Genomic DNA, 24,354 nt, shown 5'->3' with positions numbered 1-24,354 from the left:
AGCGTGGGAATGAATGCCAAGTGATTCCCCGACCCAAGGTCACAGTTTCAGGCCGCAGTTTTCGAACGCTTCACGTGTCGCGGCCTTTTCTGCGTCGGTCAACTGCAATAGGGGCGAACGCACCGGTCCGCCCACCTGACCCAGCAGTTCTTGCCAGTATTTGCCATGCGCTTGCGGTTTGCCACCGGGTTTTGTGCGTTTGATGGCTTCGCGCACGGGTTCCAGGCTGTCACGTACTTTGCGGGCCTCGGTAAATTTCCCCTCGAACGCCAATCGGGTGTATTCATTCATCCGCTGGTCGTTTTTGGTCTGAATTTGATAGGGCGGAGACGAGCAGAGGTAGAGCTTCCAATCGAGCTCTTCGATGTTGTCCAGCCATTCGGCCTCGGACGCGGTCGAGACGTGGATCTTGTCGCCGACCAGATGGGTCAGCTTCACATACATCTCGCGCGGGACAGAGTACTTGATCGCGACGATGTTGGGCAGATCAGCAACCCGAGCGCAGAGCTCGGGACTCATCAGGTATCCGCTGTCTGGGTGGCTCCACATGGCGATGCCTATGTCCACACGGTCGCAGAGTTCCTTGTAGTAGTTGTAAACCGTATCGTCCTGATCGGTGACGAAATGAAGGATCGGCGCGTGGACCACCACATAGTCTGCGCCACAGTCTTGCGCGTGTTTGGCAAGTTCCACCACGGTGTCAAAGTTCTGGTCCGAGGCGGACATGATCGTGCCTGCCTTGCCATCGCATTCATCGACCGCGATTTCGAAGTTCCGCTTCCGCTCGTCCAGTGACATGGAAAAGAACTCACCCTGCTTGCCGGCGATGAACAGACCCTGGATGTCCAGATCGTCCACCCAATGGCGGATGTTCGATCGCAGCCCAGCCTCGTTGAACGACCCGTCTGCATTGAACGGGTTGAGCGCAGCGGCCCAGATCCCGCGCATGTTCTCGCGGGCGTAATCCTTGGCGTCGAGTTTTGAATACTTCATGAGCTGTGTCCTTGTTTCGCCGCTTGCATGGCCTGCCAAAGGGCATGGGCTGTAAGCGGCATGTTCAGATCGGTGACGCCCAGTGGGCTGAGCGCGTCGATGGCGGCGTTTAGAATGGCGGGGGGCGCGCCGATGGTTCCGGCCTCGCCCACGCCCTTGGCCCCAAGTGCGTTGAGCGGGCTGGGGGTTTCGAACGTGTGCATCGCAAGCGATGGAACGTCATCTGCGCGCGGCATGGCGTAATCCATGAATGATCCGGTCAGCAGTTGCCCATCCTCATCAAACACGACCTGTTCCATAAGCGCCTCGCCCAACCCTTGGGCAAAGCCGCCCTGGATCTGACCTTTGACCAGATCAGGGTTGATGATGTGGCCCGTGTCATCGACGCAGACGACTTTTTCCAGCGTTGGCGTCCCAGTGTCAGAGCAGATCGACAGCATCGCCAGATAGGCACCATAGCCCCAAGCCTGGCCTTCGTTTTCGTACCGGACTTCGGACGTCAGCGGCAGGGATTGGCCCTGATCCAGGCGCGCGCGGATGTCTTCGCAAGCCTTTAATACGGCGCTGCCGCCGATGGCGGTTGATCTGCTCGCAAGGGCGCCGATCCCTTCGGGACAGGTGCCAGTGTCGCCGCAGCGGACAGTGATTTGTCGCATCTCTACCCCAAGAGCATCTGCTACGATTTGGGCAAAGACGGTCTCGCGCTCATGCCCTTGAGAGGAGCTGCCGCTGTCCACTTGAACTTGGCCGTCGTCAGTCATTGTGACCCGCGCGCTTTCCCAACCGGCACCTGACGGCTCAACATAGAAACACACGCCAATGCCAACCAATTCGCCAGCTGCGCGACGGCGATCGCGCTCTATCTTCAACGCGTCATAGGCGGTGTAATCCCGCAACAGGGTCAAGGCGCGCGGGTAGTCGCCGGAATCAAGCAGGTTTCCAGTGGCCGTGGCGTGGGGCAGCTGATCCGATTGCAGCAGGTTCTGCAGACGCAGGTCAATTGGGTCGCGCCCAAGGGCCGTGGCCGCCTTGTCCACCAAGCGTTCCATCAAGCAGTTGGCCTCGGGCCTTCCTGCGCCGCGATAAATGCCTGTAGGGCCGACCCGCTGCTGGGTGGCTTTGGTTTCTATATCCAGTGCGCCGACCTTGTAGCCCGAGGGCAGCAAACGCGCCGCGTTCCAAGCTGTGATCAAGCCGCTGTTTGGCAGCCAGGCACCGATTGGAGCCTCGACTCGCGCCTCAAGTGCCAGAAAGTTCCCATTCCCGTCTACGGCCAGGCGACCCCGGCTTTGCACACCGCGCCCATGGGTGGCGGACAGGAACTCTTCGGACCGGGTCGCTGTCCATTTTACATTACGTTTGTGGGTGAAAGCGGCCCAGACCGAAAAGACCTCTTCGGGGTAGATCGAGCCTTTCATCCCAAACGCCCCGCCAACGTGCGTGGCGATGACACGGATACGGTCAGGGTCGATCTTCAGGATACGGCTGAGTTCTGAGCGAGACCGGTGGGGCGTCTGGGTCGAATGCCAAACTGTCACTGTGTCTGTTCCTGCGTGATAAGCTACGGCAATGGTACGTGGTTCCATCGGATTGGGGGCCAGGCGCGGATGCTGGACCGCGACCTCAATCACATGTGCGGCCTTGGCAAATTGCCCGGCCGCATCGCCCGCGTTCCAACGCTCAGCGGCGATGGTGCGCAGCGGGATCGGATCGCTTTCATCCAGATCGGCATAGATCATCTCGGCAGCGTCCATGGCCAGGGACGGACTTTCGGCAAGTACGGCCGCGATGGGCTGACCGACGCTTTCCACCAGCGATCCGGCAAGGATGGGATAGTCCAGCGAGTGCAGCAGGGGAATGACCTGATTGACCGCCAGAGCCCCCAGATCTGCCACCTCCGCGCCGGTATGAATGCCTACAACACCCTCGCTTTCGCGCGCGTCGTCGATGTCCAGCGAAGAAATCCGGCCAAAGGCAACAGGGCTGCGGTGAAAGGCGACGAACAGCGGCGGATCCAGGTTGATGTCATCGGCATATTGCCCCTGACCCCGCAACGCCACAGGGGCGGCACGGGTGGGGGCTGAGCGTCCGACATGTTTTGGCGTTGGGGCTGACATAGCTACCCTGCAGTCCGAGTTTCGATGTTGTGAACTGACCACGACAGGGTCATTCCGCAAAATACAAAGATGCAAAACAGCTATAACAGGAATGGATAGCAAAGCGGGCTGTGCGAAAGTATATAGGGGATCGAAACGTCTTTGGGGGCAACACATGAAAATCGCGCTGATCGGCAATGGGGCCATCTCTCAATTCGTTCAGAAGGCGTTGGCAGATAGCGACGTCGCACTTGCAGCGCTGATCGTACGGTCCGAAAGGCTGGGCTCTGTCGACGTATCAGAGGGGGTAAAGGTCGTCGCTGCGATCCAGGAATTAGCGAGCGATGTCACCCATGTGGTAGATTGCGCCGGGCACGCAGGGCTGCGCGAACATGGCGCAGCGGCATTGGCCAGTGGGCGTGACGTCATCACGGTTTCTATCGGTGCGCTGGCGGATGACGTTCTGCTGTCAGAGCTGGAGGGCGCAGCGCGCGCGGGTAACAGCCGCCTGCATTTGGCCAGCGGTGCCATCGGTGGATTGGATGCCTTGCGCGCCGCGCGCGCGGGTGATCTGGGTACCGTGCGTTACGTGGGGCGCAAGCCGCCCGCTGGGTGGAAAGGATCGCGTGCCGAAGAGGTTCTGGATCTTTCGACCCAGCTCACTCATCCGCAGATCCATTTCATGGGCAATGCGCGCGATGCCGCGCTGGCCTATCCCAAGAACGCAAACGTTGCAGCCGCCGTGGCACTGGCTGGGGTTGGGTTCGAACGGACCGAGGTCGAGCTGGTTGCGGATCCGGGCACTGAAACCAACGTGCATGAAATCCATGCACAGGGCGATTTTGGCAGTTTCACCTTCACGATCTCGGGCAAGACTCTGCCGGACAATCCGCGCAGCTCGGCCCTGGCGGCGATGAGTGTTGTGGCTGGCATTCTGGACGCCAGCCAACCCATTGGCAGCTGACGAGAGGGGGGATCATGCGCCATTCCCGCATCGTCGAACGTGTGTTGACCCGGCTCAAGCTGCGGCAACTGCGGTTGTTGGTGGCCGTGGGAAAACACGGCAACATCCAGAACGCGGCGCGGGAATTGAACGTCTCGCAACCAGCGGCGACCAAGATGATCAAGGATCTGGAGCTGGATTTTGAGGTGCAGCTGTTCACCCGGACAAACCGAGGGGTTGTGCCGACTGTCTACGGAGACGCGCTGATCCGGCACGGCAAGTTGATCTTTGCCCAAGTGTCGAATGCCGCGCAGGAACTGGATGACTTGAACGAGGGCAACAGCGGCCGGGTGGTCGTGGGCACACTGTTGGCAGCCTCGCCCCAACTCTTGCCTGCCGCCATCGAACGCGTGATCCACGCAAGACCCAATGTCGCAATCAAAGTGGTCGAGGGCACCAACGAGGTTTTGATGCCGGCCCTACAGTCGGGCGAGATTGACCTGGTGGTCGGGCGTCTTCCGACACATCGCTATCGAGATGCGCTGGAGCAGCGCACCTTGTTCGACGAAAAGATACTGCTTGTCGTGGGTGCGTATCATCCATTGAGTGGGCGCGCAGATCTGACGTTCGAAGACCTCAAGGAATTTGGGTGGATCTTGCCCCCGATCGAAACGACGCTGCGGCGGCAATTGGACCAGTACTTTGTCCGCAACGGTCATTTCTCGCCCGCGATGTCGGTGGAATCCGTATCCTATCTTACCAACCGGGCCTTGTTGCAGAACAATGCCCTGATCGGCCTGATGCCCGCCCATGTCGCGGCGCAGGATCTGGCCGCTGACACCCTGGCTGCCCTGTCCCTTACCTTGCCGTTCGGGACTGGGCCGGTTGGCGTATCGTACCGGGCCAAGACGCAGCTTTCTCCGGCCGGGGCTGCATTTCTTGAGGCGCTGATTCAGGTCGCCGAGGGGCTTTAGCTCCGCAGCGCCTGATCCAGATCCGCGATCAGATCATCCGCATCCTCGATCCCGATCGACAGGCGCAGCAGGTTTTCGGGAATGCCGGTGTGCGGCTCGATCGTGTGGCGATGTTCGACAAGGCTTTCAACGCCGCCCAAAGACGTGGCACGATGAAACAGATTCAAGCGCCCGGCAACCGCCAAGGCCTCAGATGCGCCGCCTTTGACCAACACAGACATCAGAAAACCGTAGCCGCCTGCCATCTGACGGCTGGCAATGTCATGGCCGGTAAATCCGGAAAGGCCAGGGTAATAGACGTCTTCGACCCGATCGTGGGACAGCAGGGCCTCGGCAATCTTTTGGGCGTTTTCGCACATCCGCTCGACCCGCAGGGGCAGGGTGCGCATGCCGCGTACCAACAGCCATGCGTCAAACGGGCTCATCACTGCGCCCGCGCCTTGGCGGTCGGTGGCAATTTCCTGCCAGAGGTCATCGTCGCGGGCCGTCGACAGAACACCGCCCAAAACATCCGAATGCCCATTCATCGCCTTGGTCACCGAATGCATCACCAGATCGGCCCCGTGCTCGACGGGACGGCACAGGATTGGAGTTGCAGCGGTCGCGTCCACCAGCAGCTTGGCGCCTGCTCCGTGCGCTTGCTCTGCAGCGCTCGCGATATCCACAGTCAGCAGCCAAGGGTTCGAGGGGGTCTCGATCAGCACCAGTTGCGCAGGGGTGACACAGGCCTGCGCCAAGGTTTCGGGCGTGCGGGCATCAAACTCGTCTAAGGTGATCTGGCGGCGTTCGCAAAATTCCCGCACCCATTTGGTCGTGCCCCAATAGATGCCGGATTGCACGATCGCCCGCCCGCCATTGGGGATGGTTCGGAACGCTGCCGCGATCGCGGCCATGCCGGATGGGAACAACAGCGAAGCCTCGGCCCCTTCAAGTCGTGCGATCAGTTTTTCAGCCAGCCGTGTGCCCTCGTTCTGGTCCCGCAGATACACGTTGTCCGGGTTCAGGGGTTGGTAGTCACGGTCGCGCGCAAAGGTTGTTGCGGGTTGGATCGGCGGCACCACGCCCCCGCTTTGATGATCAAGCGCGCCCATGGCTTGAGCAGCCAGTGTCGCGGGTTTCAGCTTGGGGTTATCCATTGCAAATCCTTTGGTAGCGGTGGCAGGCGCGCGCCATTGGTGTCGCGTGCTGTGTCCAATGTCCAGCCCGATTGCATTTGTCGGATGGGGTAGGTCGCGGTAAGCTTGGCCAAAACCCAGCGTACACGACAGGTACGACCGCGTGTTCCACGGGACCTACTCATTCCGGTCAACGGGATCAAAAGACACTGTGGGACCGAATTGAAAGACGAACATAGACCGAAGACCGCCCAAAGCGCGCAAAGTGGGGCGATGATGCAAGATACAGTGACCGCAATGCCCAAGCAGATCCCGGTGAAACGGTTGAGCGTAACGCAGGTTTTTCTGCGCGGGCTGGGCCGCATTGTCATGACCGCTTTTTTTAGTCGTATCGAGGTCGTGAACGCAGAACGGTTTCCCGCAAACGGTCCAGTGCTGGTTGTCTCAAACCATGGCAACAGCCTGGTCGATGGCGTGCTGGTCAGCTGTTATCTGCCTCGGATGCCGCGCCTGTTGGCGGCCAGCATTCTGTGGAACTACAAGCCCCTGATCCCGCTTTTGCAAGCGGCGGGTGTTGTGCCCATCTTTCGCCAACAGGACGTAGGGGTCAAAGCGGCCAAAGAGCAACCGATCTTTGACCGTTCGTCCCAAGTGCTGGCACAGGGCGACTCGCTGTCGGTGTTCCCCGAGGGGCTCAGTCACAATCAACCGCATTTGCTGCCGTTCAAAAGTGGCGCGGCCCGTATGGCACTCGAGGCCGAGTCGCAGGGAGAAGACCTGGGCGTGCAAGTTTTGCCTGTAGGGCTGACTTTTGATGAAAAGAACAAGTTCCGCTCGCGAGTGCTGATCCAGGTTGGCGAACCCATGGACATATCGCGCCAGGCCCGGGTCTATACCTCGACCCGCGATGTTGCGACGCGTCGCGCGGTTGTGCGCGACCTGACCGGTAAGATCCAGGAAAGGCTTGCACAGGTCACGCTCAGCTTCGCCAATTGGGAAGATGCGCAGATGATCCGGCAAGCCACGGATCTTTGGGCAGCAACCACGGACGAGGCCGAGACCACGGACGACATGTTGGATCGGGTCGAGCTTCAACGGTCTTTCTCGGAAGGCTATGCTTGGCTCAAGCGGAATTGCCCAGCCGAAGTGCAGCACGCCCGCGACAGCCTGAAACATTACAATGATGTGTTGGAAAGTTCTGGGCTGGAGGTCGAAGAAAGCACGCCGCGTTCATCTGCGTGGGACGGTCTGATCCTGTTGGCCTTGCTGCCAATGTGGTTGATTGGATCAACGTTGAACTTTGTTCCTTTTCACGTGTCTCGATGGGTCGCGCATGGCAAGGACGAGGATAAGATGGCCACATGGTCGCTGTTTTCCAGCCTGATCCTGTTTCCTGGCAGTTGGATCGTCCAGGCGGTGCTTTTGGGAGCTCTGCTTGCCACGCCGCATGGCTTTGGCTGGGGTGCGTTCTGGGCGGCAATGATCCTGGCGCCCGGAGCCGGGTATCTGGCGTTGGAGTTTCTGGATCGCCGCCGTCGATGGTTCAGCAGGCTCAGATCGCGCAGGGCGTTCGAGAAAGTGTCTGCATCTGGGGCAGATCTGATCAAACTCAGGGCGAATCTGACAGAGCAGATCAAAACGCTTGTTGATCTTTATGTGAACGGTGCTCAGCAAAACTCTGCAGAGTACGATGAGATGAAATCCGTTGTGGCGGAAAAAAATCCGCAATAGTGAAAATCCTCTATTTCGGAAAATCATCCGCTATGGTAGAAAGTGACTCGAAATCAGGAGGTCACCCATGTCCCACGCGTTTTTGTCCCATGTTTCCGACACCCTTGAGCAGATCGAAGCCGAGGGCCTTTATAAACGCGAACGAATGATCACCTCCGCCCAAGGGGGCGAGATCACCGTGGGCGATCGCGAGGTGATCAACTTGTGCGCCAACAACTACCTGGGTTTGGCGGACCACCCCGCTTTGATCGAGGCCGCACAGGGCGCGATGGGGGACAAAGGGTTTGGCATGGCCTCTGTCCGGTTCATCTGCGGTACGCAGGACATTCACCGCGAGCTGGAGCAGCGCCTGGCCAAGTTCCTGAACAAGGACGACGCGATCCTGTTTGCGGCCTGTTTCGATGCCAACGGCGGACTGTTCGAGCCGCTGTTGGGCCCCGATGATGCCATCATCTCGGACAGCTTGAACCACGCCTCGATCATCGACGGGGTACGGCTGTGCAAGGCCAAGCGCTATCGCTATCTGAACAATGACATGAACGACCTCGAGGCGTGGTTGAAACAGGCCCGCGCGGATGGTGCGCGGCATATCATGATCGCGACCGACGGTGTGTTCTCGATGGATGGTTACCTGGCCAATCTTCCCGCCATCCGTGCGCTGGCGGACAAATATGACGCCGTAGTCATGGTCGACGACTGCCACGCCACGGGCTTTATGGGTCCGAACGGGGCTGGCACCCCAGATCACTTTGGCGTTGATGTGGACATTCTGACGGGGACTTTGGGCAAGGCACTCGGGGGGGCAATCGGCGGTTACATCGCTGCTCGCCAACCAGTGATCGACCTGCTGCGGCAGCGGGCGCGGCCCTATCTGTTCTCAAACTCGCTGCCGCCTGCCATCGTCGCCGCCGGGATCGAGGCAATTCGCCTGGTCGAAGAAGGGGGCGCCTTGCGCGCGCAATTGTTTGAAAACGCGGTGTACTGGCGCAAAGGACTGTCCGAGCTGGGGTTCGACCTGCTTGAAGGGGAACACCCGATCATCCCTGTGATGCTGGGCGATGCGACCCTGGCGCAAGAGATGGCCTCCAAGCTGTTTGACGAGGGTGTCTATGTTTCCGGCTTCTTCTTTCCTGTGGTCCCGCGAGGCAAGGCGCGCATCCGGACGCAGATGAATGCGGCCCTGACACGCGAGGATCTGGACCGTGCACTGGCCGCCTTTGGCAAGGTAGGCAAAGAGCTGGGAGTGATCTGATGCGACCAAATACGATGAAGGCTCTGGAGAAGTCGCATCCCCGAGAGGGGCTGTGGCAGGTGCGCGCGCCGGTGCCCGAGATTGGCCCGGATGAAGTATTGGTACGGGTCAACAAGACCGGGATTTGCGGAACCGACATTCACATTTGGAACTGGGATGAATGGGCGTCACACACGGTGCCGGTGCCGATGATCACGGGGCACGAGTTCGCCGGTGAGATCGTCGAACTTGGGCGCAACGTGACTGGTCTGAGCGTGGGCCAGCGCTGCTCGGGCGAGGGTCATCTGATCGGCACTGACAGCCGTCAGAGCCGCGCGGGCAAGTTTCACCTTGATCCAGGCACACGCGGGATTGGCGTGAACGAGCAGGGGGCCTTTGCCGAATACCTGCGGCTGCCCGCCTTCAACGTGGTGCCCTTGCCGGATGACATCCCGGATGAGATCGGCGCCATTCTGGACCCTCTGGGCAATGCGGTGCACACCGCACTGAGCTTTGATTTGCTGGGTGAAGATGTGTTGATCACTGGTGCAGGCCCCATCGGCATCATGGCGGCAGCGGTGGCGCGTCACGCGGGTGCGCGCAACGTGGTGATAACCGACATCAATGTAGACCGTTTGAAACTGGCCGGACACGTGGTGCCCACGGTTCGTGCCGTTGATGTGTCGCGCAAGGATCTGAACGATGTGGTCAATGAGCTCGGGTTGACCCAAGGGTTCGACGTCGGGCTTGAAATGTCGGGCTCTCAGGCCGCGCTGGATCAGATGGTCGAGGCGCTGGTGATGGGCGGCAAGATTGCCTTGCTGGGTATTCCACCGGGCACATCGCCGGTGGATTGGTCACGCATCGTGTTCAAGGCGATCACGATCAAGGGCGTCTATGGCCGCGAGATGTTCGAGACCTGGTACAAGATGATTGCCATGCTGCAAAACGGGCTGGACGTCAGCCGCGTTATCACGCACCGTTTTCGGGTCGATGAGTTCGAGGCCGGGTTTGCGGCGATGAAATCGGGTCAGAGTGGCAAGGTGGTTCTGGATTGGAGCTGAGGGATGGGGGCTCTGCCCCCGTCGCCACGCGACTCCCCCGGAGTATTTTCAAAAGGGTGAAAACATGGGTCACAGCTCTATCGTGGATGTGATTGGCGGTACGCCATCTGTATGGCTGGACCGGGTGGTCGCCGCACGCGGACTGCAGGGGCGGATCTTGGCGAAGCTGGATTATCTGAACCCGGGGTTCTCCAAAAAGGACCGCGCGGCCAAGGGGATCATCGAAGCAGCCGAAGCGGATGGCAGTCTTGTGCCCGGCCAGACCGTGGTCGAACTGACCAGCGGCAACATGGGCACCGGGTTGGCGATTGTCTGTGGAATCAAGGGCTATCCTTTTGTGGCGGTCATGTCGCGCGGCAATTCCGAAGAGCGCGCGCGGATGATGGCAGCCCTTGGCGCCGAGGTGGTGTTGGTCGATCAAGCCCCTGGGGGCATATCAGGCGAAGTGTCTGGTGCGGACCTGGCCTTGGTCGAAGAAGAGGCTGCTCGGATTACCGCAAGGCGCGGCGCTTTTCGGGCCGATCAGTTTCATCATCCAGGCAATGCCCAAGCGCATGCAGCCACTACAGCGCCCGAGCTTTGGACGGACTCGGATCACACGCTGACTGCATTTGTGGATTTCGTTGGCTCCGGAGGGACTTTTGCGGGAACGATGCAAGGCTTGCGCCAATTTAAGGCCGATCTGCGCGGATATCTTGTCGAACCTGAAGGGGCTGCGACCTTGGCCGGTCACGAGGTCACCCAAGCTGGGCATCCCATTCAAGGTGGCGGCTATGCCATGCCGGATTTGACGTTCCTGCGCGGTGTCTGCGCTGAGGGGTTCTTGACCGTGACAGGTGAAGACGCCCGGAAGACGACGCGCGCGCTGGCACAAGAAGAGGGGATCTTTGCCGGGTTTTCTGCCGGGGCCAATGTGGCCGCGGCACTAAAGCTGCTGGAGGGACCAGAGGCCGGAGGGGTGATCGGCGTTGTGATCTGCGACAGTGGTTTGAAGTATCTTTCAACCGATCTCTGGAACTAATCGCATCCGGCCTTGATCCGTCAACAACCAGCAATCACCGTTTTCGAACACGGCAGCGGACAAAGGCCCGCCAAATGCAGCGCCGGAATCGAGATTGACGCGGTTGCCTTTGTGTTCGGCCTGTTTGGCCGGGGTGTGCCCATGCACCACCAACCATGGATGTGGTTTTCGGTAATCCAGAAATGTTTGTCTGATCCAGATCAGATCATCTTCGGTCTGATTTTCAAATGCCACTTCGGGTCGGACACCTGCGTGTACGAACAACAGACCGTCCTGCAGATGTGCTGCAGGTAAGTCGTTCAGAAATGCCACATGCTGAGACGGAATAGCCTGGCGCGCAGATGCATGGACTTGATGAATGCGAGCGCGCTCGGGGACGTCGACACCGTATGAAGCCAGCGTTTCGATGCCACCAAGGCGTTCGTGCAGCCAATGGTAGCCAACAAGCAACTGATTGTCGTTCATTGGGTAGTCTTGCATGAACATGGCAAACATTCGATCGTGATTGCCCTTGAGTGTAATCCAATTACGCCCTTGAGCTCTGCCTTGCACCAAAAGATCAAGCACCTTGCGACTGTCTGGTCCCCGGTCGGTATAGTCACCCAAGAACACGATGCGTGCATCTTTGCCCCCATCCGTTTCGATCCGATCGAGAGCAGCTTCGAGAAGCCCCAACTGACCGTGAATGTCACCAATGGCATAAACAGGTGTCGTCATCGTGCGGCTTTCAATGTCCTAGGCCAGACGTATCGGCAAAGAGGTTGGGCCCCTGAAGGCAAAGCCATACCAGGGAACACTGTGAGGGTCAGGCAGTGAGATATTTGGAAACCGCTCAAAGAGCAACGGGAGCATGACCTTGATCAGCATCATCCGGGCCACATGTGTGCCTTGGCAAAAATGCGGACCGCTGGCAAAGCTTTGATGTGTCTTCTTGGGGCGAAACAGATCAAAGTGTTCGGGGTTCTTGTGGATGTCTTCGTCATGACCAGCACTGGCTTGAATCGTCATCACGATTTGATCCTTTGCAATTGGCATGTTCCGAATTTCCGTATCTTCAGCAGCGCGACGAGAGCTGGTTTGGATCGGCGCCACCCAACGAACACCTTCTTCGAAGGCTTCAGCGAACCATTTGGGATCTTCTTTGGTGGCGGCCAAGTATTCAGGATTGGTCAGCAATCCAAACAAAATCGTGCAAAGTGCATCGCGTGGTTCGTTTATTCCCCCGCCAATGGCAATCTTCAGGTTCGCACGGATTTGCGAAAGCTCGATGGGATCGGCTGCGTTGACCATGGTTGACAGAGCGGAAGGGCCTTGTTGGTGAAGGTGTCGTTTGGTTTCGTGTTCGAACAACGCGTTCATTTCTATATTGGCCGCATCTGTCGCTTGGAAAGGGGCTGCCTTCCACGCGAAATTACCGGCTCCATCGATCAGCGTCTGTGACCAATGGATCATCTGTGCGTCCGATGCCGATTCAATGCCAAGCAAATGAGCTAGACACCGCGCAGCATAAGGCGCGGCGAGGTCATGGAATATGTCAATAGTGCCATTGCGTGGCAGTCTATCCAAACAATCCTGTGCGGTTTTAAAATAGATGCCGTGCCAGTGGTCCTTGAGGTTTCTTGGAGAGAATGCAGGCGCCATTGCCTGACGGTCACGTGTGTGATCATCACCATCCTTACGCATGAGAGTCGTCGCTTGGAACGCGCGCTCCATCGGCGTTTCTGTGCCCCCTGACCGAAAGAGTGAAGGGTTGTCCTTTACGTTTCGAATATCGTCTGCCTTGGTCAGGAAAATTCGCCCCAAGGCAGGTACGTTCAGTACAGGTGTTTCACGCCGCAATCGTCGATAGATCGGATAGGGATCGCGGTGGAGCGTATTGATGTCAATTGAGGAATCAGATGGGACTTGGGGCATGACGCGTCCTTGGATGCACGGCACCAATATATCCATAAATGTTAACAAGTGAATTAAAATAGTGCACGGCAACTTGGGTCAACTTTGTCCCAAGCATGTTCTTGAAATGAGAAAACGCTCCTCAATTGGAGAAGCGTTTTCAAAGCACCGTCGAAATTACGGATTAGACGACGTCAAATTCAAGTGGCTTGATCTGGGTGAACAGGCCGGTTTCTGCAAGTTTGGCACGTGCTTCGGCCGGAACGGGTTCGTCCACGTAAAGCAATGCGATGGCTTCTTCACCAGCACCAGCGCGGCCCAGGGTAAAGTTTGCGATGTTTACGCCGTTTTCGCCCATGGTCTGACCCAATGTACCGATGATGCCTGGCACGTCCTCGTTGGTCGTATAGAGCATGTGGCGTCCGATTTCGGCGTCGATGTTGATGCCTTTGATCTGGATAAAGCGCGGCTTGCCATCACTGAACACGGTGCCACCGATCGAACGCTCGCGCTTGTCGGTGACCACGGTAACCTTGATATAACCCTCAAATGCGCCCGACTTGTCCTGATTGGTTGTCGAAATCTGGATGCCACGTTCCTTGGCGACAACCGGAGCCGAGACCATGTTCACCTCGGGGTTGAACTTTTTCATGATTCCCGCGACCACGGCACAGTTGAGCGCGGCCAGGTTCATCTCGGCCGCGACGCCGTCATAAAGGATGTTGATCGCCTTGACCGGCTCGTCCGTCATCTGACCCACGAAAGAGCCCAAGTGACCGGCCAGTTTGATCCAAGGGCCCATGACCTTGGCCTCTTCTGCGGTGACCGACGGCATGTTCAGCGCGTTTTCCACCGCGCCGGTCAGCAGATAGTTCGACATCTGCTCGGCCACCTGCAGGGCGACGTTTTCCTGTGCCTCGGTCGTGGCGGCGCCCAAATGGGGCGTGCAGACCACGTTGGGCAGGTTGAAGAGCGCATTGTCCTTGGCCGGTTCCACGGCAAAGACGTCAAAGGCCGCACCAGCGACATGGCCCGATTGCAGCATCTCGGCCAGGGCTTCTTCGTCGACCAGACCACCACGCGCGCAGTTGATGATGCGAACACCTTTTTTGGTCTTAGCCAGGTTTTCGCGGCTCAGGATGTTGGCAGTGGCGTCGGTGAACGGCACGTGCAGGGTGATGAAATCGGCGCGCGCCAGCAGGTCGTCGAGTTCGACCTTTTCAACGCCCATCTTGTCGGCCTTCTCTTCGCTCAAAAAAGGATCATAGGCGACGACTTTCATTTTCAGACCACGGGCGCGGTCACAAACGATGCCGCCGATATTGCCCGCACCAATGACGCCAAGCGTCTTGTTGGTCAGTTCGGTGCCCATGAACTTGGATTTTTCCCATTTCCCGGCATGAGTGCTTTCGCTGGCCTCGGGGATTTGACGTGCAACGGCAAACATCATCGCAATGGCGTGCTCGGCGGTGGTGATCATGTTGCCGAACGGCGTGTTCATTACGATCACGCCCTTTTTCGACGCGGCATCCTTGTCGATGTTGTCGGTGCCGATGCCAGCGCGGGCGATGACCTTGAGGTTGTCGGCATTGGCCAGGATCTTTTCGGTCACTTTGGTGGCCGAGCGGATGGCCAGGCCGTCATATTGGCCGATCACCTCGGCCAGTTTGTCTTTGTCCTTGCCCAGATCAGGCTGGAAATCCACGTCGATGCCGCGATCGCGAAAGATCTGAACGGCGGTTTCGCTGAGTTTGTCGGAAACGAGTACTTTGGGGGCCATTGGAATGGGTCCTATGTTCTGGGTGCGGGAGGGGAGCGGAATTTTTGAAAAATTCCGCCTCGTTTTCTTTTCAAGAAAACGGTCCCCGTTGCGTTAAGCGGCTTGGGATTGTGCTGCGATTTCGGTGTCGAACGCCCAGGCCAACCAAGGCAGCATCGCCTGGATGTCCAAAGTTTCGACCGTGCCGCCACACCAGATCCGCAGACCGGCGGGAGCATCGCGGTACGCGCCGATATCGAGCGCGATGTTCTCGGCCTCCAACCGTTTGGCGACAGCCTTGGCAAAGGCAGCGCCGTCTTGGATGCGGGCGTCGGTGAACTTCAGGCAGACGCTTGTGTTCGAGCGGGTTGCGTCATCTTCGGCCAAGTTGGTGATCCAATCGTTGGCGTCGCAGAAATCGAAAACGGCCTGTGCATTGGCATCCGCACGGGCAATCAGACCCTGCAGGCCACCAACGGAGCGAGCCCAGTCCAGCGCAAACAGGTAATCTTCGACCGCAAGCATTGAGGGCGTATTGATGGTTGCTCCGGTAAAGATGCCATCGATCAGTTTGCCACCCTTGGTCAGGCGGAAAATTTTCGGAAGTGGCCAGGCTGGGGTGTAGCCTTCCAAACGTTCCACCGCACGGGGGCTGAGGATCAGCATGCCATGCGCGGCCTCGCCACCCAGCACCTTTTGCCAGCTGAACGTGGTCACATCCAGCTTGTCCCAGGGTAGGTCCATCGCAAAGGCGGCCGAGGTGGCGTCGCAGATGGTCAATCCGTCGCGGTCATCAGCGATCCAGTCGCCGTTGGGGACGCGCACGCCGGCAGTGGTGCCGTTCCAGGTGAACACAACATCATTGTTGAAATCGACGGATGCGAGATCAACGATCTGGCCATAATCGGCGGTTTTGACCTCAGCCTCGATCTTCAGCTGTTTCACAACATCGGTGACCCAGCCCGAGCCAAAGCTTTCCCAGGCCAGCATTTCGACCTTGCGCTGACCCAGCAGCGACCAGAGGGCCATTTCCACGGCCCCGGTGTCCGAGGCGGGCACGATGCCGATCTTGTAATCTGCGGGGATGCCCAGAACCTCTCGCGTGCCTTCGATCGCGGCCTTCAGCTTGTCCTTGCCAACAGCGGCACGGTGCGAGCGGCCAAGAGCGGCGTCGGCGAGTTTGGAAACATCAAATGTGGGGGGTTTGGCACAGGGGCCAGAGGAGAAACGCGGATTGGCCGGGCGCGCTGCCGGTTGCTGAGTAGCCATTGCTGGTATCCTTACAGATATCTGCCCTTCGTTGGGGAAGGGTGTCCCGCGGACAGAGCTAGGCCGCTGCGGCGCGGCGTGCAAGTCGAAAAGAGGTCTGATTTCGACCGTTTGTTGTGAGAAGGCGACGTAAATGACCACTATCGGAAACTCTTGTTCCGAGTATGAATGGCTGTTCTGGAGCGGTTTGATTGTTGGTTGAGGTTTAGGGTTCCTTTGAAAAAGTGTACTAAATCAATGTGGTAAGGTTCCCTGACTGGATCGACGGAAACGTGCGACGAAGGTTGAAGCTTAAGAAAGCTGATCTCTGGTGCATTTTCTGCACCTGCGGTATGTGAAGGGCAAAGGAGATGCCCTCATGTTTGTCGTCACGCTGCTCACGAATCCCGCTCAACCAAACCTGGACCCGGCTTTGGTCGAATCCCTGCGCAACGCATGGGGCGGCGGCGACGCGCAGTGGCTTAGCCCTGATGAGGCGGCCGAGTTCACGCTGACAACGCTGCCCGAGAATCAGTGGGACGTCTGGGCCGATCTGCAAAAAACGGGTGTGGATCTGGTGGTGCAACCCTTCGAGGGGCGGCGCAAAAAGATGCTGCTCGCGGATATGGACAGCACCATGATCCAGCAGGAGTGCATTGACGAACTGGCCGAAGTGGCCGGTGTGGGCGCGCGCGTCAAAGAAATCACCGCACGGGCAATGAATGGTGAGTTGGACTTCGAAGGGGCGCTGACCGAGCGTGTTGGATTGCTCAAAGGCCTGGACGAGAGCGTTATTCAGCAGGTGCTGGAGGAGCGGATCACATTGATGCCGGGTGGTAAGGCGCTGTTGACCACGATGAAGGCAAATGGCGGTTACGCCGCATTGGTGTCGGGCGGGTTCACGGCCTTTACTTCCTCGGTTGCAGCAACGCTGGGGTTTGACGAGAACCGGGCCAACACGCTGCTGGTGGCAGACGGCAAGCTGACCGGAGAGGCGGGTCGCCCGATACTTGGAAAGCAGGCCAAGGTCGAAGCTTTGGAACAGATCACAGACCGTCTGGGGATTGCCGAGGCGGATGTGATTGCTGTCGGTGACGGGGCCAATGATTTGGGCATGCTCAAGCGGGCTGGAACCGGCGTGGCGCTGCATGCCAAGCCCTCTGTCGCGGTTGAATGTGACGTGCGGATCAACCACGGCGATTTGACCGCGTTGCTTTATGTGCAGGGCTATGCGCGTAGTGAGTTTGTTCTGAGCTGACAGCCTCGGCAGATCGGGACTTTACATATTTAACGATGGTGTTAAATATTGGGTATGCCTGATCTCGTCACTGCATTTTCTGCCCTGTCTGATTCCACCCGATTAGGAATCGTCGAACAACTTATGGCGCAAGGTGAACTGCCTGCGGGGGACCTGATCGAGGGGCGCGGCATGTCTGGTGCCGCGATCTCGCGGCATCTGAAGGTATTGCGCCAGGCGGGGTTGGTCAAACAGCGTGCCCAAGGCCCTCAGCGCCTCTATTCCATCCAACCTGACGGGCTGCGCGCCATCGCGGATTGGACCATTTCGAAACGTGAATTTTGGGAAACCAGCCTTGACCGGTTGGAAGCCGCCATTCTGGAGGATGAGCAATGACCGACCTGCGTCTTGAGCGTGAGTTTCCCGTGAGCCCTGACAAGCTGTATGCTTGGGTGACGAACACTGAAAAGCTGCTGAAATGGTGGGGCCCCGAGGGGCTGCATGTGCCGGTGCATGATCTGGATTTCTCGCGCCTTGGCCCCTGGTATTCGGTCATGCAGAACGAAGAGGGGCAGCAATACAAGGTATCCGGTCAGGTGACCCATGTCGACGCGCCCAAGTCGGTTGGTTTCACCTGGGGCTGGCACGATGACGACGACAAGCGCGGCGCCGAAAGCCATGTGACGTTCACGATTGTCGAAACCGCATCTGGTGCGCGGCTGCTGATTGATCACCGAGAGCTTGGTGATGACGAGATCAGCGCCAACCATGAAAGCGGCTGGACGTCGTCGCTGCGCAAGCTGTCCGCTCAATTGAATTAACGATTGCAACAGGAGGAAATTGAAATGCCACAGTTCGTATTTGCCTATCACGGCGGTGCAAAGCCCGAAACTCAGGAAGAGGGCGAGCGGGTCATGGCAGCCTGGGGTGCCTGGTTCGAGAACATAGGCGAGGCGCTGGAAATCCCCGGCGCGCCGGTTGGCATGTCCAAGACTGTCAGCGCAGGTGGCGTAGCTGACGATGGCGGGGCGAACCCAATCTCGGGCTACACCGTGGTCAAGGCCGACAGCATGGATGCGGCCACCGAAATGGCCAAGGGGTGCCCGATGGTCGTTGATGGCACCGGCTCGGTCGAGGTTGCCGAAGTGATGGAGATGTAAGCCCGCAGGCCTGGGTTCAAAGGAACCCAGCCGCCGGTTTGATCACGCCACAATCCACATTGCGCCGGTTCAGGATCGGCGCGTTCATGTACTTTCTGGTCGCCGGGTGATCGGCGTCCAGAACGCCAAGCTCGACCAGAATGGCGGCAATCGCACATTCGCTGGCGCGCGTTGTGCCATCCGCGATTTTCAGCGCAACGCCCATGCGTTTTTCAGGGATGATGGCGATGAACACGGCCTCGGCCCCGGTCTTGATCGCAACTTTGCCATTCATCGCCCGCATCAGCTCGGTGCAGGCACGGCCTTCGCCCGCGACCAATTCCGGGTGCTTGATCATGGCGGCGGTCAACTGCTCGGCGGCGGCGCTTTGGCGGTCCGAGCGGTCGGCTGCCGAAGCAAACCACGCCATCGATCGGGCCAGCCCTGTCAGCGAGGTTGCAAAATTGGGTGCTGAACAGCCGTCGATCCCGTAACCGGGACTGGTCTCGCCTGCGGTTTCTTCGAATGCTGCCAGACAGGCCTGTTGCACGGGATGATCGATGTCGATGTATTCGGTGCCCGCATCCATGTGCTGGGTCAGGGTCAGAAAACCGGCGTGTTTGCCTGAGCAGTTGTTGTGCATCTGGCAGGGGGATTTGTGATCAAGGATCAGGCCATTGCGGGCCTCTATGTCCGCGGGCTCTTGCGGGCCGCAGCGGAAATCATCATCCCCCAACCCAAGGTGATCGAGCCATGCCGACACTCGATCGGTATGGATCGCAGCGCCATTGTGTGAGGCGCAGGCAAGCGCCATGTGCTCGCTGTTGAGCCCGTATTTGGCAGCAGCCCCCGAGCTGAGCAGGGGGAGCGCCTGAATCATCTTGGCGGACGAGCGGGGATAGATGCGCGCGTTGGGATCCCCCCAGCTGCGCACGATCTGACCGGTGTCGTCACAGATCACCGCGTGACCCAAATGGACGCTCTCCAGAAACGGGCCCCGCCAGATTTCGGTCATCGGTACCGGATTTGTCATCGTAAACTCCCCTTTTCTGGGCAGATTCCCGCCAATCACTCTTTCAACCATGGCGAAACCTGCGTTAATGTGTCTATGTCGGCAAACGATGGGTTGCGCAAGACAGACAGGTCCTAAAGCCTGCAGGCGCACCATGGAATTGAGGTTAAGGACAGTCTAGGAGGCTGGACAAATGGGATCGAAACTTGTCCGCATGATCGCGGGCCTGTGTATGGCGGGCATGACCGTCTCGGCAACCAGCGCATATGCTCAGGCGCAGAGCTCGAACCGGGTGGCGGCCAAAACGGATTGGAGCGTCTTTGTCGAAGACGATCCCACCGAATGCTGGAGCGTGTCAGCCCCCAAGGAGACCGTGAACACCCGTGGTGGTCGTGTCGTCGCCGTGCGGCGCAGCGACATCCTGCTGTTCGTGTTCTTCCGCCCCAAGGCAGAGGTGAAAGGTCAAGTTACCTTTACCGGTGGCTATCCCTTTGCGCCGGGTTCGACCGTGAACCTGAACGTTGGCGGCACCGAGTTTGAGCTGTTCACCGAAGGCGAATGGGCATGGCCCGCGACGGCTGCGGATGACGCCAAGATCATCACCGCGATGAAGCGCGGCGCTCAGGCGATTTTGACCGCACGCTCGGCGCGCGGGACGCAGACCAAGGATACATTCTCTCTCTTGGGCTTTACCGCTGCGATCGAAGACGCGGAAAAACGCTGCACCAAGTAATTGAGCGTCAATATGGCCCCGGGCTGCTCCGGGGCCGTCGCTTTCGCGAGCCTGGTTCGGAATGCCGCAAATCTGCGAATATCTTGTTTCCAAAAGCCACAATCCCGTGATCTGCTGAGCGTTGATGCACAGAATACTGTGCCAGGATCGCCGTTTTGTCCCTTGGATTTCGTGACTACTTTGCGTCGGTAATTCTGACCAAGGACCAGGATCCATGACCGAGACCACCATTCACACCATCGAAACCGCCCCCGACGCCGCCATACCCCTGCTCGAAGGGTCGGTCAAAGCCTTTGGCTCGATCCCCAACTTGCACGGCGTCATGGCGACCAGCCCCGCATTGCTTGAGGCGTACAAAGAGCTGTCGCGTCTGGCGATGACAACCGGCTTCTCGCCCGAGGAACGCACGGTGATTTGGATGACGGTGAACGTTGCCAACCATTGCCACTACTGCGTGCCTGCCCACACCGGGATTGCCAAGCGCGAGAAGGTGTCGAACGACATCATTGATGCGCTGCGCGATGAAATGCCACTGGCGGATGCCAAGCTGGAAACCCTGCGCGGCTTTACCCTGGCTTTGCGCGACAACCATGGCCGCCCATCAGCGGATGATCTGGCTACGTTCCGGTCTGCGGGCTATGACGACAAGGCGCTGCAGGACTTGCTGGTGATCTTTGCGCAAAAGGTTCTGTCGAACTACACCAACGCGCTGTTTGAAACGCCGGTGGATGGGATGTTCCAGCCCTTTGCGTGGCAGCGCCGCGCGGCGGCCGAGTAACGGTATTTGCCACTTTGGCTTGCAGCGGTCGACCTGTCATAAGGCGGGCCGACCGTTTTTGTTTGACCGCTCAACTTACGATCGGGCAGCATACCGATATTTGAATATATGAGGGTCAAGATGACTTTTTCCGAAGCCGTTAAGACATGTTTCTCAAAGTACGTAACATTCTCAGGCAGGGCTGGCCGACCAGAGTATTGGTGGTTCCTGCTGTTTGTAGTGTTGATATCTGCGGCGCTATCGGTCGTTGACCGCATGCTTTTTGGAGTGAACCCAGAAACACTGGAACAGAGCCGCCTGTTCACTGGCCTCTTTCAGATCGCAACCTTCCTGCCTTTGCTTGCAGCTGGATGGCGGCGCATGCACGATGGTGGGTATCCAGGATGGTACCTTTTGCTGCCAATGCTTGTTTCCATGACGACCGTGTTGTTCCTGTTTTCGGGGATCATGGCCTTTTCCTTTATGGAAGCACGTGTCGAGGACCCGGATGTTCTGCGTGGTCCCGCCGCAGCCGTTGGTCTGACCGGACTGTTCGTAGCCGGAATCGTGCAACTTGCACTGGCAATACTCATGATCTGGTGGCTGACCCGTCCATCTCAGCCCGAAACAAACGAATATGGAGCACCTTCATGATCAAGAAGATATGTTTGTTCCTTCTGTGCCTTTACCCTTTCCATGTTGCTGCTGACCCGTCGTTGGAATGCAGCGATGCGGGCTCGCAAGTTGAAATCGGAGCTTGCGTCTCGGAAGCGGCGCAACGCGTCGAGGCTGCAATGGGGATCGCGCAAGAGATCGCGATGGCATCGGCACAGGAATTGGATGAGGTCACGGGACGAGCGGTTGCGGTGCCTGCGATGAACACGGCGCAGGAAGCCTGGGCAGCCTATCGCGATGCACAATGCAATGCTGTGGGGGCTTCTTTCGGTGGAGGTTCGGGCACAGGTATCGCCATCCAATCCTGCAAGATTGAATTGGGACGGGCCCGGATCACAGAGCTTATGAGCATGGCCCAATAGGCGCCGCGCTTTGTTCCGCGAAACCTTTTGATCTTTGCTGGAAATCCTATATAGAGGCTCATCCCGCGACAGAATCCGAGCAAAGCCATGTCTGCCAAAGCGCCGATCACCCAAGACGTCATGACGATCCCCCGCAAATTGCCCGAGGGGCCGATCAACCTTGTTGGTCTGACCCGTGCGCAAATGCGCGAGGTTCTGATCGAAAACGGCACGCCGGAAAAGCAGGCCAAGATGCGGGTCGGACAGATCTGGCAATGGATCTATCAGTGGGGCGTACGCGACTTTGCCGAGATGACCAATCTGGCGAAAACCTACCGTGCGGATCTGGCTGAAAAGTTCGTGATCGAAATCCCCGAGGTTGTCTCGCGTCAGGTGTCCGAGGACGGCACCCGCAAGTATCTGGTGCGGATCGCGGGCGGGCACGAGGTCGAGGTGGTGTACATCCCCGAAGAGGGGCGCGGTACGTTGTGTGTGTCGTCTCAGGTGGGCTGCACCCTGACCTGTTCGTTCTGTCACACGGGCACGCAAAAGCTGGTACGCAACCTGACGTCGGCTGAAATCGTGGGGCAGATCATGATGGCGCGCGACGATTTGGAAGAATGGCCCGTTCCGGGCGAGCCCAAAGACGAAACCCGCCTGCTGTCGAACATCGTGCTGATGGGCATGGGCGAACCGCTGTACAATTTTGACAACGTCCGCGACGCGATGAAGATCACGATGGACCCCGAGGGCATCTCGCTTTCCCGTCGCCGGATTACGCTGTCGACAAGTGGGGTGGTGCCCGAAATTGCCCGCACCGCCCAAGAAATCGGCTGTCTTCTCGCGATCTCGTTCCACGCGACCACGGACGAAACGCGCGACATTTTGGTGCCCATCAACAAGCGGTGGAAGATCAAGGAACTCTTGCAGGCTTTGGCGGATTACCCGCGTGCCAGCAACTCGGAACGGATCACCTTTGAATACGTGATGCTCGATGGCGTAAACGACACCAAGGAAGACGCACACCGGCTGATCGAGTTGATCAAGGAATACAACATTCCGGCCAAGATCAACCTGATCCCGTTCAATGAATGGCCAGGTGCGCCGTACAAGCGCAGTTCCGGCAACCGGATCCATGCCTTTGCGGACATCATCTACAAAGCGGGCTACGCCTCGCCGATCCGCACGCCGCGGGGCGAGGATATCATGGCCGCCTGTGGTCAGCTCAAGTCCGCGACCGAGCGCGCGCGCAAGTCACGCAAACAGATCGAGGCCGAAGCCGGGCTTTGAAATTCTTGATGAATTTCACCTGATCCGGGGGTAGGGTGCATTCAAGTTCTGATGAAATTGAATGTGAGGAGTTGATCCCATGTCCCGCCGTATCTTGTCGGCTGTCGCACTTTTGATCGGCAACGCTGTCGGTCTTTTGCTGGCGGTGGCCTTGTTGCCCGGATTCAAAATCGCGCCACTGTCTATCATTGTTGTCGTATTGGTTTTCACCGTTGTTCAGGTGATTGCCGATCCGCTGATCACCAGGATCAGCGAGAAAAATGTTCCGGCGCTCAAAGGGGGTGTGGCCCTGGCCGTGACCTTTGTTGGCCTGCTGATCACCGACCTGGTCGCATCCGGCCTGACCATCGGCGGGGTGTCGAACCTGCTGGCCGCAACTTTGCTGGTCTGGCTAGGTGCGGTAATCGCGGGTGTTCTGATCCCGATGTTCCTGTTCAAGGAACTGCAAGACAGCAAAACTAAAAAGTAAACGACCCTAAGGCAGCTGAAACGGCTGCCTTAATCTTTCCCCATTCCCGGTAAATTTCGGCCCTGATCAACAGTCAGTTTCCATTTTGTAAACAAACATAACGATTGAGGATGGAATAATGGCACAGGCAGATATTGGCGGCACGCTGATCGAAGACGGCATTCTGGATTTGCTCCGTCAGGAACGCACCAAGGCATTGAGCGCGCGGGAATGGAAATTCCGGATTGCGGGCTTTGGCTATGCAATCAAGGACGTGCGCGGCTCGCAGGTCGTTACCAAGCTCCCCCAGGGTACAGAGCTGGGCGTTCTTCCGGTGCAGTTCGGCTGACACATCTAAGCCGACTTACACTGAAACCGCGGCTGGCCCTTCCAGCGCGCCGGTGTTGGTGCCGCCCGTTTCAGGGCGCGTATCGGCTCGCATGTGCATGACGGTTTCACGCACACGGTTCCACGTCCCCTCGTCTGGGTAGATCAACACGATCATCCCCTCAGTCGGACCGGTTCGGACCAGGTGACCCGAAGTTGCCCCCATGGCTTTGAGCTGACTGAGCTTTGACTCTGCGCTTTCGATCAATGCAGCTTCGTCGAGCGTTTCGTCATAACGCCAGGTCGAGACGGTTACATATGCCATTG

The 24,354-nt window shown here is 58.4% G+C and carries 26 protein-coding genes; 17 read left to right on the top strand and 9 right to left on the bottom strand.

Features of this window, described 5'->3' with window-relative positions:
• Nucleotides 1-39: 39 nt before the first annotated feature.
• The gene (locus TRL7639_RS17385; RefSeq protein ID WP_085797137.1) at nt 40-993 is read right to left on the bottom strand and encodes a dihydrodipicolinate synthase family protein; all 954 of its coding nucleotides are present in this window, start codon (nt 991-993) and stop codon (nt 40-42) included.
• A complete protein-coding gene (locus TRL7639_RS17380; RefSeq protein ID WP_085797136.1) occupies nt 990-3,110 on the bottom strand; it encodes a xanthine dehydrogenase family protein molybdopterin-binding subunit in 2,121 nt (706 codons plus the stop codon). The genes TRL7639_RS17385 and TRL7639_RS17380 overlap by 4 nt, the downstream gene beginning before the upstream one ends.
• Before the next feature lie 154 nt (nt 3,111-3,264).
• Here TRL7639_RS17380 and TRL7639_RS17375 point away from each other — a divergent pair, with 154 nt between their 5' ends.
• Both TRL7639_RS17375 and TRL7639_RS17370 read left to right on the top strand, forming a co-directional pair.
• Nucleotides 3,265-4,053: an aspartate dehydrogenase gene (locus TRL7639_RS17375; RefSeq protein ID WP_085797135.1), complete on the top strand. Its 789-nt coding sequence runs from the start codon at nt 3,265-3,267 to the stop codon at nt 4,051-4,053.
• A gap of 14 nt (nt 4,054-4,067) precedes the next feature.
• Nucleotides 4,068-5,006: a LysR substrate-binding domain-containing protein gene (locus tag TRL7639_RS17370; protein WP_085797134.1), complete on the top strand. Its 939-nt coding sequence runs from the start codon at nt 4,068-4,070 to the stop codon at nt 5,004-5,006.
• Here TRL7639_RS17370 and TRL7639_RS17365 read toward each other — a convergent pair.
• Complete coding sequence (locus TRL7639_RS17365; protein WP_085797133.1) at nt 5,003-6,142, bottom strand: trans-sulfuration enzyme family protein; 1,140 nt, start codon at nt 6,140-6,142, stop codon at nt 5,003-5,005. The two genes, TRL7639_RS17370 and TRL7639_RS17365, sit on opposite strands and share 4 nt — an antisense overlap.
• A 252-nt stretch (nt 6,143-6,394) precedes the next feature.
• Between TRL7639_RS17365 and TRL7639_RS17360 the strand changes: the two genes are divergently transcribed.
• The 4 genes from TRL7639_RS17360 to TRL7639_RS17345 all read left to right on the top strand — a co-directional run bounded on the left by TRL7639_RS17360 (nt 6,395) and on the right by TRL7639_RS17345 (nt 11,168).
• The gene (locus TRL7639_RS17360) at nt 6,395-7,852 is read left to right on the top strand and encodes a lysophospholipid acyltransferase family protein (RefSeq protein WP_085797132.1); all 1,458 of its coding nucleotides are present in this window, start codon (nt 6,395-6,397) and stop codon (nt 7,850-7,852) included.
• Between the two features lie 67 nt (nt 7,853-7,919).
• Nucleotides 7,920-9,104 (top strand): glycine C-acetyltransferase, encoded by a 1,185-nt coding sequence (locus TRL7639_RS17355; RefSeq protein ID WP_085797131.1) that lies wholly within the window; start codon nt 7,920-7,922, stop codon nt 9,102-9,104.
• A 14-nt stretch (nt 9,105-9,118) separates the two neighbouring features.
• Complete coding sequence (gene tdh / locus TRL7639_RS17350; RefSeq protein ID WP_085797130.1) at nt 9,119-10,147, top strand: L-threonine 3-dehydrogenase; 1,029 nt, start codon at nt 9,119-9,121, stop codon at nt 10,145-10,147.
• Nucleotides 10,148-10,211: 64 nt separating this feature from the next.
• Nucleotides 10,212-11,168, top strand: a complete 957-nt coding sequence (locus TRL7639_RS17345; protein ID WP_085797129.1) for a PLP-dependent cysteine synthase family protein — start codon at nt 10,212-10,214, stop codon at nt 11,166-11,168.
• Here the strand turns inward: TRL7639_RS17345 and TRL7639_RS17340 are convergent.
• The 4 genes from TRL7639_RS17340 to TRL7639_RS17325 form a co-directional block, all read right to left on the bottom strand.
• Nucleotides 11,148-11,885, bottom strand: coding sequence for a metallophosphoesterase family protein (locus TRL7639_RS17340; RefSeq protein WP_085797128.1), 738 nt, complete (start codon nt 11,883-11,885; stop codon nt 11,148-11,150). The two genes, TRL7639_RS17345 and TRL7639_RS17340, sit on opposite strands and share 21 nt — an antisense overlap.
• Nucleotides 11,886-11,903: 18 nt before the next feature.
• Nucleotides 11,904-13,082 (bottom strand): cytochrome P450, encoded by a 1,179-nt coding sequence (locus TRL7639_RS17335; protein ID WP_085797127.1) that lies wholly within the window; start codon nt 13,080-13,082, stop codon nt 11,904-11,906.
• Nucleotides 13,083-13,245: 163 nt separating this feature from the next.
• Nucleotides 13,246-14,841, bottom strand: coding sequence for a phosphoglycerate dehydrogenase (gene serA / locus TRL7639_RS17330; protein ID WP_085797126.1), 1,596 nt, complete (start codon nt 14,839-14,841; stop codon nt 13,246-13,248).
• A 93-nt stretch (nt 14,842-14,934) separates the two neighbouring features.
• On the bottom strand, nt 14,935-16,089 hold the full coding sequence (locus tag TRL7639_RS17325) for a phosphoserine transaminase (protein WP_085797125.1): 1,155 nt from the start codon (nt 16,087-16,089) through the stop codon (nt 14,935-14,937).
• 358 nt (nt 16,090-16,447) lie between these two features.
• On the opposite strand from TRL7639_RS17325, the gene serB reads away from it, so the two are divergent.
• Genes serB through TRL7639_RS17305 form a run of 4 tightly spaced genes read left to right on the top strand, consistent with a single transcriptional unit; the run spans nt 16,448 to nt 18,465 of the window.
• Nucleotides 16,448-17,326: a phosphoserine phosphatase SerB gene (gene serB / locus TRL7639_RS17320; protein ID WP_085797277.1), complete on the top strand. Its 879-nt coding sequence runs from the start codon at nt 16,448-16,450 to the stop codon at nt 17,324-17,326.
• Nucleotides 17,327-17,380: 54 nt separating this feature from the next.
• A complete protein-coding gene (locus tag TRL7639_RS17315) occupies nt 17,381-17,701 on the top strand; it encodes an ArsR/SmtB family transcription factor (protein WP_085797124.1) in 321 nt (106 codons plus the stop codon).
• Nucleotides 17,698-18,126 carry an SRPBCC family protein gene (locus tag TRL7639_RS17310; RefSeq protein ID WP_085797123.1) on the top strand — a complete coding sequence of 143 codons (429 nt, stop codon included), beginning with the start codon at nt 17,698-17,700 and terminating at the stop codon, nt 18,124-18,126. Before TRL7639_RS17315 ends, TRL7639_RS17310 begins: the two co-directional genes overlap by 4 nt.
• Before the next feature lie 24 nt (nt 18,127-18,150).
• Entirely contained in the window at nt 18,151-18,465 is a 315-nt protein-coding gene (locus TRL7639_RS17305) for a YciI family protein (RefSeq protein ID WP_085797122.1), read from the top strand.
• A gap of 16 nt (nt 18,466-18,481) precedes the next feature.
• On the opposite strand, the gene TRL7639_RS17300 is transcribed toward TRL7639_RS17305, so the two are convergent.
• Nucleotides 18,482-19,477 (bottom strand): asparaginase, encoded by a 996-nt coding sequence (locus TRL7639_RS17300; protein ID WP_085797121.1) that lies wholly within the window; start codon nt 19,475-19,477, stop codon nt 18,482-18,484.
• 172 nt (nt 19,478-19,649) lie between these two features.
• Here TRL7639_RS17300 and TRL7639_RS17295 point away from each other — a divergent pair, with 172 nt between their 5' ends.
• The 7 genes from TRL7639_RS17295 to TRL7639_RS17265 all read left to right on the top strand — a co-directional run bounded on the left by TRL7639_RS17295 (nt 19,650) and on the right by TRL7639_RS17265 (nt 24,049).
• On the top strand, nt 19,650-20,189 hold the full coding sequence (locus TRL7639_RS17295; RefSeq protein WP_085797120.1) for an invasion associated locus B family protein: 540 nt from the start codon (nt 19,650-19,652) through the stop codon (nt 20,187-20,189).
• A 214-nt stretch (nt 20,190-20,403) separates the two neighbouring features.
• Nucleotides 20,404-20,967, top strand: a complete 564-nt coding sequence (locus tag TRL7639_RS17290; RefSeq protein WP_085797119.1) for a carboxymuconolactone decarboxylase family protein — start codon at nt 20,404-20,406, stop codon at nt 20,965-20,967.
• A gap of 120 nt (nt 20,968-21,087) precedes the next feature.
• Complete coding sequence (locus TRL7639_RS17285; protein ID WP_085797118.1) at nt 21,088-21,600, top strand: DUF805 domain-containing protein; 513 nt, start codon at nt 21,088-21,090, stop codon at nt 21,598-21,600.
• Complete coding sequence (locus tag TRL7639_RS17280) at nt 21,597-21,983, top strand: lysozyme inhibitor LprI family protein (RefSeq protein WP_085797117.1); 387 nt, start codon at nt 21,597-21,599, stop codon at nt 21,981-21,983. Before TRL7639_RS17285 ends, TRL7639_RS17280 begins: the two co-directional genes overlap by 4 nt.
• Before the next feature lie 87 nt (nt 21,984-22,070).
• Nucleotides 22,071-23,252 carry a dual-specificity RNA methyltransferase RlmN gene (rlmN, locus tag TRL7639_RS17275; RefSeq protein ID WP_085797116.1) on the top strand — a complete coding sequence of 394 codons (1,182 nt, stop codon included), beginning with the start codon at nt 22,071-22,073 and terminating at the stop codon, nt 23,250-23,252.
• A 79-nt stretch (nt 23,253-23,331) separates the two neighbouring features.
• Complete coding sequence (locus TRL7639_RS17270) at nt 23,332-23,721, top strand: phage holin family protein (protein WP_085797115.1); 390 nt, start codon at nt 23,332-23,334, stop codon at nt 23,719-23,721.
• Between the two features lie 118 nt (nt 23,722-23,839).
• Nucleotides 23,840-24,049 (top strand): hypothetical protein, encoded by a 210-nt coding sequence (locus TRL7639_RS17265; RefSeq protein ID WP_085797114.1) that lies wholly within the window; start codon nt 23,840-23,842, stop codon nt 24,047-24,049.
• A gap of 15 nt (nt 24,050-24,064) precedes the next feature.
• Here TRL7639_RS17265 and TRL7639_RS17260 read toward each other — a convergent pair whose 3' ends face one another.
• The gene (locus TRL7639_RS17260; protein WP_085797113.1) at nt 24,065-24,352 is read right to left on the bottom strand and encodes a hypothetical protein; all 288 of its coding nucleotides are present in this window, start codon (nt 24,350-24,352) and stop codon (nt 24,065-24,067) included.
• Nucleotides 24,353-24,354: the final 2 nt, after the last annotated feature.

Origin of the sequence: Falsiruegeria litorea R37 (assembly GCF_900172225.1) — a bacterium.
GTDB lineage: Bacteria > Pseudomonadota > Alphaproteobacteria > Rhodobacterales > Rhodobacteraceae > Falsiruegeria > Falsiruegeria litorea.
The sequence above is the reverse complement of the archived record's forward strand: the minus strand, read 5'-3'. Positions and strand labels throughout refer to the sequence as shown.